We start from the raw sequence: 13,819 nt of genomic DNA, 5'->3' as shown, positions 1-13,819 counted from the left end.
ACCGCGTGGAGCGGGTCAGCCTGAGCGTCGAGATCGTCGATGCCGTGAGAGCAGCCGCTCCAGCAGATCCTCCGGTCGATCAATGGGCCAATCGCCAAGACCATCGCGTTCATTGTCAACATCTCGACCGGCCTCGCGCTGGCCTTCGGCTACACGTTCGGCGATTTCGCCGACTGATCCAGTCGTGTTCGGCCTGCCGATCGCCTTCGCCGCCGGCACGTTCGTCCTGTGTTTCTTCAGCTTCGGTGGCGGGGTGCTGGTCTGATGGCCGGCGTGTCCGACACTGCGTCCGAGGTGCCGGGCCGGAAGGGAGTCGAGCCCGGTCTTGACCTGACCGGGATTTTGGATCGGGCCAGTTGCGAGGCTACTGCATGGTCGCGCCCATGGGTATCCGGAAGGCCAGATCCGGGACGCTGACAGGCGCGGGCGGTCGGTAGCCCAGCGACGAATGCGGCCGGACGCGGTTGTGCGTGTTCTGCCAGAGACCTATCACGATCTGTGCCTCCTTGGGTGAGTAGAAGATCTCCTGCCTCCGGCACTCGTCGCGCAGCCTGCCGTTGAAGCTCTCACAGTACCCGTTCTCCCAAGGCGAGCCGGGTTCGATGTACCGGATCTGAGAGCCGGCCTTGGTGACCCACCTGCGCAGCGCCTTCGAGATCATTTCGGGACCGTTGTCGCGCGGATGTTCTCCGGGATGCCGTGCAGGCACATCGCCTCTGCCAGGGCCTCGATCACACCCAGGCTGTTGATGCGCCGCGCCACCTTCGAGGCGAGGCACGCCCGGCTGTGCTCATCGATCAGCGTCAGGATGCGCAGGCTCCGGCCGTCGTGGGTCTGGGCCTGCACGAAGTCGAAGCTCCAGACGTGGTTGCGGTGGAGGGGCCGCAGCCGCACGCACGAGCCGTCGTTCAGCCAGAGGCGGCTGCGGGGTTTATGTCGGCTGGGGACCTTCAGCCCCTCGCGACGCCAGATGCGCTGAACTCGGTCCTTGCCCACCTGCCAGCCGTCTGTCTTCAGCAGCGCGGTGACACGACGGTAGCCATAGCGCCCATACTCGCAGGCCAGGGCAACGATGGCTCGGGTCAGCCCATCCTCGTCGGCCAACACGGTGGGCATGTAGCGTTGCGTGCCGCGGTGCTGGCCGACGATCCGGCAGGCGTGACGTTCCGAGAGACTGTACTTCTCCCGAATGCCATCGACCGCCTGCCGGCGTCGCTCGGGGGCTACAAGTTTTGCTGTCGCTGCCCTTCGGATCCCGAGGCGACGTCCGCCAGGATCTGCTTCTCTAAAGATAGATCAGCCACGAGCCGACGAAGACGAGCGTTCTCGCGCTCCAGATCTTTCGTCTTCCTGGCCTGATCAACCTTCAGACCGCCGTACTCCTTACGCCGGCGGTAGTAGCTCTGCTCGGAGACGTCCGCTTCTTAGCAGGCGACTGCGATGCTTTTGCCTTGTGCCGTCTGCACCTCGATCTGGCGCAGCATCAGCACGACCTGCTCCGCGCTCGGCCTCTGTCCTCGCTTCATCCCCAACTCCTCTGGTCCAGGCTGAACCTCTCAATCAGCCCGGTCCGAAGCCAGCCGGTCAGGTCAGGCGATCCCGGCCGGCATCCAGAGGGCCCGCTGCGGTGGGAGCAGCCAGAGGCCGTCCGCCGTCGTGACCTCCATGACGCCGGAGGTCGCGTAGATCAGCTGCGCGCGTCCATGGACATGCGAAGGAATGCGGGAACCGGCAGGAAACTCCTTCGGCATCGCCGCGATACCGTGCGGCGATGCTTCATAGTCCCGCGGGTCGGTGCTCTTGAGGTCCATGGTTGGGTTCTCTCCGCGCCGGGAGCCGCCGGACGAGGGCCCTCCCGTCCGAAGATCCCCGCGCGTCGACCTTGCACAGACGCAGACTCGCGCGGGCCTCGGCCGGGATCGCAATGTCGCGCCCGACGATCCTGGCGATGTTTACGACACGCGCGACAAGTTGCTCGTTGCTCGCCGCCAGTTCCCCGATGGCGGGCTCATGCGTGGCGGTGAGAGACCCAACGATGAACCGCGATCATAGGATCGCACCAGGATAACGGTCCCGCCTCTGTCCGACGTCACGGTGTCGGACATCTTCGGCGTCAGACCGGACAATCCGGGGCGAAAGCTTTGCTGCGGCACAGCGGTCTTGCGCATTTGCCGTCGGCATCGGGATTCTCAGGTCGCTGATCGTTGAGCCCGCTTCTCCGACACGTCCGTCGTGGCCCGGGACGTACGATGCGGCGGACATTCAGCTGCGTGAACGTACGGAACTTCGAGCCGCGCGCATCCGTCCGACCGGATACCGTGGCTGAAGCCGGTCCGACCCATGTGAACCGGGCTGTTCGGGTGCGACGGCCGGAATTCCGGCCTCACCGCGCTCCGCTGCTCCGCCGGCTCCGGCGCTCGGCCTTGCGGGTCGCGGTCTCGCGCAGGTGCTGCTCGATGGCGTCGTTGGCGCGGCCGCGCATGTGCCGGATCGCCTCACCGTCGTCGAACGTCTCCGGGAAGCGTCGGGACAGCCACAGATAGGCGCTCGCGAGCTTCACGGTCCGCTCCTGATAGTCGAGCGCCCCCGCGAGGTTGCCCCGGAGGGCGGGGACCGTGAGGCCGGCGGCCCGGGCCTGGCACCAGCGCTCCAGGAGGCCCATGGCGATCTCGTCGCGCCGATTGATCGGGCAGACCGAGAAGGCGAACTTCTCCTCGATCGGCAGCCGGGCCCGGTCGACGATCCGGGCCACCTCCAGCACCTCCTCCAGGGCCGAGGGCTGGAACGGCGAGCCGGCGTAGAAGGTCGCCCGGGCGAAGTGGGTCAGCACCTCGGTGAGGCTGTGCGTGCGCATCTCCTCGGCCACCGAGCGGATCGCCCCGAGATCGGGGCGGACGAAGAAGCGCGTGTCGGCCGCGGGCGCCGTCGGGGCGCCCGACAGCGCGATCCGGATCGGCTCGATGGCGACCGCGTCCGTCGCCGCCACGTAGCCGACATCCTGGTGGCCGTAGCGGCCGGCCCGGCCGGCGATCTGCCGGATCTCGGAATGGGTGAGCGCCCGCTCGGCACTGCCGTCCCATTTGCGCACCGCCGAGAACACGATCCGCTTGAGCGGCCCGAGATTGAGCCCCATGCCGATCGCGTCGGTGGTCACCAGCACGTTGGCCTCCCCCGAGCGGAAGCGCGCGGCCTCGGCCCGCCGGACCTCGGGCGACAGGGCGCCGTAGATGGTCGCCACCCGGTGGCCCCGGGCGACGAGGATCTCGCGGTTCTCGTGCACGGCCCGGCGGGAGAAGGCCACGACCGCGTCGCCGGCCTCGACCTTCTCCAGGGGGACCGGCTCCTCCACGAGCAGGAGCGGCGACTTCCGGGTGAAGGGGATCACCTCCAGGGACTCGTTGGCGGCCTCGGCGGCGCGGCGGACATACGACAGGGCGTCGTCGGAGCCGCAGACGATCACGGTCTTGGCGGCGACGCCGAACAGCGCGTTGGTCCAGGCCCAGCCGCGGTCGGGATCCGACAGCATCTGGATCTCGTCGATCACCGCCACGTCGATGGGCCGCGTCAGGTCGGCGGTCTCGATGGTGCGGGCGGTGTGGGTGGGGTTGGCCGCGCCCAGCACCTCCTCGCCGGTGATCATGCCGGCGCGCAAGCCCCGCTCGCGCAGGGTCTCGTAATTCTCCAGGGCCAGGAGCCGGAGCGGCGCGAGGTAGGCGCCGGTCTCCGCCGCGGTCAGGTGCTGGAGCGCCGCGTAGGTCTTGCCGGAATTCGTCGGCCCCATGTGGAACAGGATTGTCCGGTTGAGGCGCCGGGCGGCGGTGAAGCGCTCGATATAGGCGCCGAAGCCGACCTGATCGCGCAGGCGGCGCAGGCGCGAGCCCTCGCGGGCCACCGCCTTGGCGTGCCGGCGCACGGGGGTGAGCGTGTCGTTGAGGCCCCGGGCGAGCTTCGGGCCGTAGGTGAACACCCGGGACCGCAGCGACCGGTCCATGTGGGCGATGTAGGCGGCGGCGTCCGCCCCGACCTCGCGCAGGTCGACGAGGAGCTGCGCCCGCAACCGGTCGACCGGCTTGTGCAGGGCGCGGGTGGCCTGGAGCGCCGTGCGCGTCACGGCCTCGCGCAGGGCGTCCAGGCGGTGGGCCGGGTCGTTCCGGGCGGCCATGCGGGCCAGGATCTCGGCCGCCTCCGGCTCCGGCGCGATGTCGAGCCGCAGGTCCAGGCGGCCGTTGTCGAGGAGGGGGATCTCGGTGCGGATCAGCCACGTGATCCGGTGGTCCTTCGTCACCACGGCCCGGAGGTTCGGCACGGCCTTCCGGACCGCCGGGATGCCGGTCTCCGCGAAGGCCCGGGCGGCCTGCATCGCGCGCACGGCGCGGGCGACGCGGTCGTCCTCCACCTCGGCGCCGTATTCGGGCAGTTCGAGATCGGCGAGCAGCCGGTCGAGGTCGACGGCCTCCGGGGACAGGCCGAGCCGCCCGAGGGATTCGATCAGGCTCTCGATGGTCGGGCGGAGACGCTTGCGCGCCATGCGGTCACCTTCGGCAGAAGCGTCTCACGCAAACCCTGACGCGGTCGGGGGCGTTCCGGATCCGATCCATGCGCGGAACCGCGCCCGGACGCCACTCCGAAACCGTCCTTGCGAGCGCAGCGAAGCAATCCAGCGGCGCCACGAGCCCCAACGTTGCGCGACACTGGGTTGCTTCGCTGCGCTCGCAAAGACGGGATCTCACGGTTGCCGGGCCGCCTCGGCGAGCCAGCCGCAGAAGGCCCGCACCGCCGGATCCTCCGCCCGGGGCTCCGGGACGTAGGTGTAGTAGCTCCGTGCCGGCAGAGACGGGCCCGCGAAGGGCAGGGTCAGGCGGCCGGCCGCGACGTCGTCGGCGATCAGCCGCTCGGGCCCCATGGCGATCCCGAGCCCGTCGAGGGCGGCCTGGAGGGTCAGGTAGAAATGCTCCAGCGTCACCGAGGCCTGCGGCTCCAGATCGGGCACACCGGCCGCCCGCAGCCAGTCTGGCCAGACCCGCGGGAGCGTCGCCGCGTGCAGCAGGGTGTGCTGCCGGAGCTGCTCGGGCTCTGCGAGGGGGAGGCGCTGCAGCAGGGCCGGGCTGCAGACGGGGATGCGGCGTTCGGACAGGAACGGCTCCGCGCGATGGCCCGGGCGCGTCTCCGGACCGCCGCGGATCGCGACATCGAACGGCTCCGCGAGCTGCGCCAGGGGCACGTTGGAGGTCGTCAGCCGGGCCTCGATCGCCGGGTTGGCCACCTGGAAGCCGGACAGGCGCGGGATCAGCCAGCGCAGGGTGAAGGTGGCGAGCGCATTCACGTGCAGCAGGCGCGGCCGCCCGCGCTCCACCTGGCGGGCCGTGGCCAGGGCGATCCGGTCGAGGGCGGCGCCGATCTCGGTGGCGTAGGCGACCCCCGCCTCGGTGAGGACCACGCGCCGGTTGTGGCGCGTGAACAGCGGCAGGCCGAGCCAGCCCTCCAGCATCTGCACGTGCCGGCTCACCGCGCCGTGGGTGACCCGCAGCTCGTCCGCGGCCCGGGTGAAGCTCCCGTGCCGCGCGGCCGCCTCGAAGGCCTTCAGGGCGTTCAGGGGCGGCAGGCGACGATGCACGGGTCAGGTTTCCTCACGCGAGCGTCAGCATAAGGCGTTTGTCAGCTCCCCGCCAGGCCGCCATCCTGGTTCGGAACCACGAAGGATGGCTGGATGTCCGTCGCGTCCGTTCCGACCGCGTCTTCCGAAACCGCGTCCCCGCCGGAGGCCCGGCGCACCCTCCTGGCGACCGGGGTCAACCACGCCCTGCACGACGGCTACACGGACCTGATCTACGTGCTGCTGCCGGTCTGGCAGGCGGAGTTCGGCCTCGATTACGTCGCCCTGGCCTTCCTGCGGTCGCTCTACAACGGCGCGCTGGCGGCGCTGCAGATGCCGGCGAGCCGCCTTGCCCAGGCCTGGGGCGCCCGGATCGTGCTGGTGCTCGGCACCGGGCTCAGCGCGGCGGGCTACGCGATCGCCGGCGCCTCGGGCGGCCTCGTCGGGCTCGGGGTCGGCCTCCTGCTCGGCGGCGCCGGCAGCAGCACCCAGCATCCCCTGGCCTCGGCGGTGATCGCCCGGGCCTACGGCGCGGCGGCGCGGGGGCCCCTCGGCACCTACAATTTCACCGGCGACCTCGGGAAGGCGGCGGTCCCGCCCCTGGTCGGGCTGCTGCTGACCCTGTCGGGCTGGCGCCACGCCCTCTGGGTGATCGCCGGCGGAGGCGTCCTCGTGGCGGTGCTGGTCGGGCGCCTGCTTCCGCGTGAGCCGCAGTCACGCAGCGCCCAGGCGGCCGCCAAGCGGGCGACCCGCCGGGTCGCGGGCGCATCGCCGCCCGGCGCGGGGTTCGGGCTCCTCGTCGCCATCGGCATGCTCGACAACGCCGCGCGGCCGGCCTTCCTGCTCTACCTGCCGTTCCTGCTGCAGGAGAAGGGTGCGGCGCTGACCACGGTGGGCCTCGCGCTCTCGCTGGTCTTCATCGGCGGCGCCCTCGGCAAGGCGGTGTGCGGGCGCCTCGGGGAACGCCTCGGCGTGACCCGGACCGTGATCCTCACCGAGACCGGGACGGCGCTCGCGATCCTGGCGGTGATCGTCCTACCCCTGGCCCCCGGGCTGATCCTGCTGCCGCTCCTCGGCGTGATGCTGAACGGCACCTCGTCGGTCCTCTACGGGACGGTGCCGGAACTGGCCCCGGGCGGCCGGGTCGAGCGGGCCTTCGCGGTGTTCTACACCTGGACGCTCGGCGGCAGCGCGCTGGCGGCGCCGCTGCTCTACGGACGGCTCGGCGACGCGGCCGGCCCGCACTGGGCGGCGGTGGCGGCGGCCGGGACGGCGCTCGCCGTGGTGCCGCTGATGCTGGCCCTGGCGCCGCGCCTCGGGGCGGCGGACCGGCAACGGGCCTGAGGCGCGGCGTCCGCTTGGATCACCCGTCATCGCGAGCGCAGCGAAGCGACCCAGGGCAGCGGGACTTCTCGCCAGCGCGACGCCACCCTGGGTTGCTTCGCTCCGCTCGCAAAGACGTTTGCGTCAGGCGTTTCCGAGGGTGCTGACCCGGACGGCCTCCGAGCGGCCCTCCACCGCGATGTCGCGGATCGCCTCCGGCGCCACGCGGGCCGCCCGGTAGACCGCCTCCGACACCACGGCCACGCAGCCGAGGGTCTTGGTCAGGCCCTGGAGGCGGGCGGCGACGTTGACGGTGTCGCCCAGCGCCGTGAAGCGGGCATCGGTGGCGTCGCCCATCTCGCCGACGATGGCGAGGCCCGCATGCACGCCGATCCCGTACCGGAGCGTGTGCTCCAGATCGGCCGCCAGCAGCCGGTTCAGGGTGTCGACGGCGTCGGCGATGAGGTCGATCGCCCGCAGGGCGTCCTGGGCGGCCTGCCCGGGCTCCGTCTCCAGGCCGAACAGGGCGAGCAGACCGTCGCCGAGGAACTGGTTGGTCGAGCCGCCGGCCTCCCGCACGGCGTCGCCGACCGCGCCGAGGAAGCGGTTGATGATGAAGACCGTGTCGTAGGGCAGGCGCTCCTCGGCGAGCCGGGTCGAGCCGCGCAGGTCGACGAACATCGCCACGATGAAGCGCTCCTCGCCGGATTGCGCCCGGTCGAGCAGGTCGGCTTGGCGCATCCGCGGCTGCGGCGGCAGCAGCGGCACCACGGCCATGTCGGTCTCGGGCCGGAACTGGCAGGCGAGGCGCACCCCCGGACCGGCGGCGATGCGCTCCAGGACCGACCGCTCGGTGCGGCCGGGACTGGGCGCGCCGTCGCTGCCGTCCGTCACCCGGATGCGGCAGGTGGAGCATCGGCCGCGGCCGCCGCAGACGCTGGCATGGGGGATCCGGTTGCGCCGGCTCGCCTCCAGCACGCTGGTGCCCCGGGGGACCCGCACCACCCGCCCGTCCGGATAGCTGAGCCGGATCGTGCCCCGCTTGACCTCGGCGAGGGTCCGCACGCCGCGCGCTGCGACCACCGCCGCCACCAGGCCCGCATAGGTCCCGAGCAGCCCGTCCCGGATGGCCGCGAGCCGCGCGACCTGATCGGGCAGCCCGACATGGACCGGCTGGAGGGCCACCGCCCGCCACGCCGGATCCTGCGCCAGGGTGAGGATCATGCGGCCGCCCTGCGCGAAGCCCAGCAGCGACAGGACCGGGACCAGGACCGCGAGCGCGAGCAGCCAGGGCGCCATGCGCCCGAAGGCGGGCTTCAGCCGCAGCCAGAAATACAGGCCCATGCAGCCGTGGATCCAGGCCAGGACCAGGACCGTGACCTGCAGCAGGCCCTGCGTCGGCGAGGCGATCCAGAAGGCGTAGAGTTCCTGCGCGTAGCCCTTGTCGAGCCCCTCGGTGACGAAGGAGATCCGGGTCGCCGTGATGTGGCTGATGAGGAGCGTCGGGATCAGCAGGCCCGAGACCAGCTGCAGGGCCTCGGAGGGCCGCCAATGGAAGAAGCGGGCCGCGTAGAGCGCCTGGAGCCCGAGCAGCAGATGGAGCACCAGGGCGCCGTAGAGCAGCGTCAGGCCGACGGGATTGAGCCAGACGGCCGTGACGAGGTCGAGGCCGTCCTCCATGGCGTCGAGGGAGATGTTGCCCAGGGCGTGGTTGAGCAGGTGGGTCAGCACGTAGCCGAACAAGACCAGGCCGCTGGCCAGCCGGAGGCGCCGCAGGTTCAGGCGGATCCACGCGGCTTGCGTGGCGGATCGGGGTTGCGCGCCCGCATCGGCGGATCGAAGCGTCGCGATCGAGGCTGTGCGCACCATGCTGGGAGGTCCGAGGAGATCGGTTCTGGGCCCGCCATTCACGGTCCCTCGTACCAGCAAGACTTCCGCCGCGTCCGATTTATTTCATTTCGCCGGCGATCCGTGGAGTCCCGGACGTGAGGATCGCGCGTATCGACCGCGCCGGAGACCCGATGCTGGACACCTTCTTCGCCCGCAGCGCCGCCGCGGTGGCCTTCGACCTGATCGGCGCCCGCCTGTTCGTCGGCGCGGCCGGCGGGATCATCGTCGAGACCGAGGCCTACGACAGCACCGATCCGGCCTCCCACAGCTTCCGCGGCCCCACCCGGCGCAACGCCAGCATGTTCGGGCCGCCGGCCCATGCCTACGTGTATCGCTCCTACGGGATGCACTGGTGCCTGAACCTCGTCTGCGAGCCCGGCAGCGCCGTGCTGCTCCGGGCCCTCGCGCCCACCGAGGGGCTTCCCGCCATGCGGGCGCGCCGCGGCGTGGAGGAGCCGCGCCTGCTCTGCGCCGGGCCGGGCCGCCTCTGCCAGGCCCTCGGCGTCACCGACGCGCTGGACGGCGCGCCCCTCGCGGGGGCGCCGTTCCGGTTCGAGCCCCGCGCCGCGGGCGATCCCGGGGCCGTCGACGTGGTCAGCGACCGGCGCATCGGGATCACCCGCGGCGCCGAGACGCCCTGGCGGTTCCTGCTCGCCGGCTCCCGCTTCGTCAGCCGGCCGGTGCGGCGGGCCGAACCGGGGGCCGGGACCGCCTGAGGATCGCAGCGGCCGGAGCGGGATGTCCGGTCGCGGATCCGGGACGAGCCCGCGCGACCGGGCCGACGCTTCCGCAGGGGGGCGTCCGTCGGGTAGGACGGGGCCGAGGCGCGGGCGATCCGCCGGGCCTGGGCGCGCGCGGGGAGGGGCCATGGCGGCCAAGGATGAAGCGACGTGGCGGGTCGGCGTCCTGTTCTCCCGCAGCGGGGTGAGCGGCATCACCGAGACCGAGCACTTCCTCGGCACCGCGCTCGCGATCGAGGAGATCAACCAGGCCGGCGGCGTGCTGGGCCGCCCGATCGAGCCGGTCTGCTACGACCCCGCCGGCGAGACCGACGCCTACCGCACCCTGGCCCGGCGAATGCTTGCCGAGGACGGGGTCGAGGTGGTGTTCGGCTGCTCGCTCTCGGCGAGCCGGAAGTCGGTGCTGTCCACCATGGAGCGGCACAACGGCCTGCTCTGGTACCCGTCGATCTACGAGGGCTTCGAGTACTCGGAGAACATCATCTACACCGGTGCGACCCTCAACCAGAACGTCTTCGCCCTGGCCGACTACCTCCTGCAGGAGCAGGGGCGGCGGATCTTCCTGATCGGCTCCGACTACATCTACCCGCGGGAATCGAACCGGGTCATGCGCGACCTGATCGAGGCGAAGGGCGGGACCATCGTGGGCGAGCTGTACGCGGCCCTCGACGCGGACGACGCGGCCCATGCCGCCATGATCGCGGCGATCCGCGACGCCGCGCCGGACGCGGTCTTCTCCACCGTGGTGGGGCGCGGGGCCGAGCGGCTCTACCGCGCCTACGCGGAATCCGGCATCGACCGCGCCCGCTGCCCGATCGCCAGCCTGACCCTGGCGGAGGGCCAGATCCACGCGATCGGTCCCGAGCACTGCACCGGCCACGTCCTGGCGGCCCCGTATTTCGGGTCCCTTGCGAGCGAGGAGAACCGGCGCTTCGTCGCCGCCTTCCAGGCCCGGTTCGGGCCCGAGCGCCCCACCAGCATGTGGTCGGAGACCGCCTACGCGCAGGTCCATCTCTTCGCCCGGGCGCTCACGGAGGCCGGCACCCTCGACGCCGAGCGCCTCGGCGCGGCGGCCCTGCGCCAGCGCCTCGCGGCGCCGGAGGGCGACCTCGCCTTCGACGGCGAGACGCGGCACATCTGGCTCACGCCGGGCATCGGCGTCGCCCGGGCCGACGGGCAGTTCGACGTGGTCTGGCGGGCGCGCCGGCCCGTGCGGCCCGATCCCTACCTCGCGTGGTCCCGGTTCGAGACGAACTGGCTGGAGGAGGGTCTCGCCGCGTGACCGCCCCCGCCCGCAAGATCCTGGACGACCTGCGGCGCGCCCGCGCCCTCGTCATCCACCCCAAGGACGAGGAGGGCGCCGCGCTGCTGGAGCAGCTCCGTCGCCTCGGCTGCGCGGTCTCCCTGGCGTGGCCGCCGCCCGCCGCCCTGCCCGCCGACATCGACACGCTGTTCATCCAGCTCGACGACGCCCAGGTGATGCACCTGCTGCCGTCGATCGAGGCGCTGGAGCCGGCGGTCATCGCCATCGTGGCCTACGAGAGCCCAACCTCCCTGAAGGCGATCGCCGACGTCAACGCCCACGGCGTGCTCAACAAGCCGCTCCACCCGCGGGGCGTGCTCACCCAGTTCGCCCTGGCCCGCTACCGGCGCGGCTACGAGGGCCGGCTCACCAGCAAGATCAACCGGCTGGAGGAGACCATGAAGGGCCGCCGCACCGTCGAGAAGGCGGTCCGGCTGCTCGTGGACCTGAACCGGATCGACGAGGACGCCGCCTACAAGATGCTCCGGGACCGGGCCACCGCCGCCCGCGTGCCGATGGCCAGCGTGGCCGAGAGCGTGGTCTCGGCCCACGAGGCGATGAGCGGTCTCGGCCTGCGCATCGCGTTGGCGGAAAAGACCTGATCGCAGCAGCCTGCCGCATTTATGGTCTTGCGGTCCGGTTCGGGGCGCGTATCGTAGTCTAACCGGGCAAGGTTGCCCCGCAGCAAGATTGCTGCATGACATCTCGGCTTTGAAGCCTCTGGTTCGCGGATGATCTTGTCCGCGCCCAGGGGCTTTTTGCGTTTTGGAGCTTTCATGATCCAAGCGAACGGTCCTGCACGCCCGCCGATACGGGTGTCGTGCATCCAGTTCGCGCCGGACTTCGGCGCGGTCGACGCGAATCTGGCGCGGGCCTCCGATCTCGTCCGCGCGGCCGCCGCCGCGGGCAGCCGGCTGATCGTGCTGCCGGAACTCGCCAGCACCGGCTACGTGTTCGAATCCGCCGCGGAGGCCGCCGCCCTGGCCGAGCCGGTGCCGGAGGGCCCGACCACCCGGGCCTGGGCGGCGCTGGCCGCGGAACTCGGCGTGCACATCGTGGCGGGGATCGCCGAATCCGCCGGCGACGTCCTCTACAACGCCGCCGTGATCGTCGGGCCGGAGGGCTATATCGGCACCTACCGCAAGGCGCATCTCTGGGACCAGGAGAACGTGTTCTTCGCCAGGGGCGACCTCGGCTTCCCGGTCTTCGACACGGCGCTGGGCAAGGTCGGCGTCGCCATCTGCTACGACGGCTGGTTCCCCGAGACCTTCCGGCAACTGGCGCTCGGCGGCGCCGAGATCGTCTGCATCCCGACCAACTGGGTGCCGATGCCCGACCAGCCCGCGGGCGAGGCCGCCATGGCCAACACCCTGCACCGGGCCGCCGCCCATGTGAACGGCCTCTTCATCGCCTGCGCCGACCGGGTCGGCACCGAGCGCGGCCAGCCCTTCGAGGGGCAGAGCCTGATCGTCGGCCCCAAGGGCTGGCCACTCGCCGGCCCGGCGAGCCGCGACCGGACCGAGACCCTCTCGGCGCTGGTCGATCTCGACGCGGCCGGCCGCAAGGACCTGAACCGGTTCAATTCGCTCCTGCGCGACCGCCGCACCGACATCTACGGCTGAGCCGAGATCCGTAACCCTTCCCGTCCGTCCCAAGGAGTTCGTTCATGGTGAAATGGTCCCTCGCCGGCGCCGCGGCGCTCGCCCTCGCCGCCACGGCCGCGCAGGCCGCCGACGGCAAGCCGATCGTCATCGGCATCCCGATCGGCCTGTCGGGCGCCAACAGCGTCGTCGCCCCCTCGGTGGTGCAGTCGGCCGAACTCGCCGTGGAGGAGATCAACGCCAAGGGCGGCGTGCTCGGCCGCAAGCTCGTCCTCGAGGTCGCCGACGACGCCTCCGGGGCGGCGGGCGCCCAGAAGGCCTTCGACAGCCTGATCTACCAGAAGAAGGTCGACGTCCTGATCTCCATGGAGACGAGCGCGGCGCGCAATGCCGGCCTGCCCGCCGTCACCAAGGGGAAGGTGCCGTACATCTACACCTCGTTCTACGAGGGCCATTCCTGCAACAAGAACATGTTCGTGGACGCCTGGGTGCCGGAGCAGCAGGTTCCGCCGGTGGTGGACGCCTTCAAGGCGCAGGGTGCCAAGACCTACTTCCTGATCGGCAGCGACTACGCCTTCGGCCGCGGCATGCTGGGCTTCGCCAAGAGCTACGTCGAGAAGACCGGCGGCAAGGTTCTCGGCGAGGAATACCTGCCGATGGACGGCAGCGACTGGACCGCGATCATCTCCAAGCTGAAGGAGGCCAAGCCCGACGCGCTGATCACCTCGACGGCGGGCGGCGCGCCGAACGTGACGCTGACGAAGCAGCTGCGCGGCGCCGGCGTGACGCTGCCCTTCGCCAACCTCGCGCTGGACGAGGGCACCGCCAAGAGCATGGGCGCGGACGCCGAGGGCGTCTACCTCTCGGCCTCCTACGTCACCGGGATCGACAGCGCGGAGAACAAGGCGTTCCTGGCGGCGATGCAGAAGAAGTTCGGCGCCGAGCTGCGCACCCCGAACGACCTCTCGGTGCCGGAATACGAGGCGATCTACCTCTACAAGGCCGCGGTCGAGAAGGCGGGCGGGACCGAGACCGCCAAGGTGCTGGAGGCGCTGCCGACGGTAAGCTTCACCGGGCCGCGGGGCACGATCACCATGAGCAAGCAGCACCACGCGCCGCTGACCATGTATCTCGGCCAGATCCAGAAGGACGGCACCGTGAAGGTCGCCGGCACCTTCAAGGACGTCGATCCCGGCGAGCAGTGCCCGAAGCTGCAATGAGGGGCGGGGCGCGACGCCTCCCTCTCCCCGCCCGGCGACGATGGCCGCCCGTCTGAGGCGGACACCGACGCCGCTGAACGAGCGCGACGCGCCCCCTCTCCCGTGCGGGAGAGGGGTGGGGTGAGGGATCGGAGGTTTCGGGATCGCGC

11 protein-coding genes and 2 pseudogenes are annotated in these 13,819 nt (G+C 71.4%); 7 read left to right on the top strand and 6 right to left on the bottom strand.

The window, feature by feature from the left end; all coding sequences use genetic code 11:
* Positions 1 to 66: 66 nt before the first annotated feature.
* A pseudogene (locus tag ABC766_RS16800) lies at positions 67 to 265 on the top strand (TrbC/VirB2 family protein).
* 99 nt (positions 266 to 364) lie between these two features.
* On the opposite strand, the pseudogene ABC766_RS16795 reads toward ABC766_RS16800, so the two are convergent.
* From ABC766_RS16795 to gcvA, 5 genes and pseudogenes are all read right to left on the bottom strand, one after another.
* Positions 365 to 1,526 (bottom strand): annotated as a pseudogene (locus ABC766_RS16795) (IS3 family transposase).
* Positions 1,527 to 1,589: 63 nt separating this feature from the next.
* On the bottom strand, positions 1,590 to 1,811 hold the full coding sequence (locus ABC766_RS16790; protein ID WP_342143649.1) for an AraC family ligand binding domain-containing protein: 222 nt from the start codon (positions 1,809 to 1,811) through the stop codon (positions 1,590 to 1,592).
* Positions 1,777 to 1,992, bottom strand: coding sequence for a 3-keto-5-aminohexanoate cleavage protein (locus ABC766_RS16785; RefSeq protein WP_345822782.1), 216 nt, complete (start codon positions 1,990 to 1,992; stop codon positions 1,777 to 1,779). Before ABC766_RS16785 ends, ABC766_RS16790 begins: the two co-directional genes overlap by 35 nt.
* A gap of 391 nt (positions 1,993 to 2,383) precedes the next feature.
* Positions 2,384 to 4,528 carry a helicase-related protein gene (locus ABC766_RS16780; protein ID WP_043357983.1) on the bottom strand — a complete coding sequence of 715 codons (2,145 nt, stop codon included), beginning with the start codon at positions 4,526 to 4,528 and terminating at the stop codon, positions 2,384 to 2,386.
* Positions 4,529 to 4,726: 198 nt separating this feature from the next.
* Entirely contained in the window at positions 4,727 to 5,614 is an 888-nt protein-coding gene (gene gcvA, locus ABC766_RS16775; protein ID WP_345819091.1) for a transcriptional regulator GcvA, read from the bottom strand.
* Between the two features lie 93 nt (positions 5,615 to 5,707).
* On the opposite strand from gcvA, the gene ABC766_RS16770 reads away from it, so the two are divergent.
* On the top strand, positions 5,708 to 6,937 hold the full coding sequence (locus ABC766_RS16770; protein WP_075381059.1) for an MFS transporter: 1,230 nt from the start codon (positions 5,708 to 5,710) through the stop codon (positions 6,935 to 6,937).
* Positions 6,938 to 7,060: 123 nt separating this feature from the next.
* Here ABC766_RS16770 and ABC766_RS16765 read toward each other — a convergent pair whose 3' ends face one another.
* Positions 7,061 to 8,785 carry an adenylate/guanylate cyclase domain-containing protein gene (locus ABC766_RS16765; protein ID WP_345819090.1) on the bottom strand — a complete coding sequence of 575 codons (1,725 nt, stop codon included), beginning with the start codon at positions 8,783 to 8,785 and terminating at the stop codon, positions 7,061 to 7,063.
* 152 nt (positions 8,786 to 8,937) lie between these two features.
* Between ABC766_RS16765 and ABC766_RS16760 the strand changes: the two genes are divergently transcribed.
* The 5 genes from ABC766_RS16760 to ABC766_RS16740 all read left to right on the top strand — a co-directional run bounded on the left by ABC766_RS16760 (position 8,938) and on the right by ABC766_RS16740 (position 13,670).
* Positions 8,938 to 9,522 carry a DNA-3-methyladenine glycosylase gene (locus tag ABC766_RS16760; RefSeq protein ID WP_345819089.1) on the top strand — a complete coding sequence of 195 codons (585 nt, stop codon included), beginning with the start codon at positions 8,938 to 8,940 and terminating at the stop codon, positions 9,520 to 9,522.
* Positions 9,523 to 9,673: 151 nt separating this feature from the next.
* Entirely contained in the window at positions 9,674 to 10,828 is a 1,155-nt protein-coding gene (locus ABC766_RS16755) for a transporter substrate-binding domain-containing protein (RefSeq protein ID WP_043387289.1), read from the top strand.
* The gene (locus tag ABC766_RS16750; RefSeq protein WP_043357993.1) at positions 10,825 to 11,451 is read left to right on the top strand and encodes an ANTAR domain-containing response regulator; all 627 of its coding nucleotides are present in this window, start codon (positions 10,825 to 10,827) and stop codon (positions 11,449 to 11,451) included. The genes ABC766_RS16755 and ABC766_RS16750 overlap by 4 nt, the downstream gene beginning before the upstream one ends.
* Positions 11,452 to 11,625: 174 nt before the next feature.
* A complete protein-coding gene (locus tag ABC766_RS16745; RefSeq protein ID WP_043357995.1) occupies positions 11,626 to 12,471 on the top strand; it encodes a nitrilase family protein in 846 nt (281 codons plus the stop codon).
* 44 nt (positions 12,472 to 12,515) lie between these two features.
* Positions 12,516 to 13,670 (top strand): substrate-binding protein, encoded by a 1,155-nt coding sequence (locus ABC766_RS16740; RefSeq protein ID WP_043387287.1) that lies wholly within the window; start codon positions 12,516 to 12,518, stop codon positions 13,668 to 13,670.
* Positions 13,671 to 13,819: the final 149 nt, after the last annotated feature.

It is taken from the genome of Methylobacterium fujisawaense (genome assembly GCF_039619325.1).
Lineage (GTDB): Bacteria > Pseudomonadota > Alphaproteobacteria > Rhizobiales > Beijerinckiaceae > Methylobacterium > Methylobacterium fujisawaense.
The sequence above is the reverse complement of the archived record's forward strand: the minus strand, read 5'-3'. Positions and strand labels throughout refer to the sequence as shown.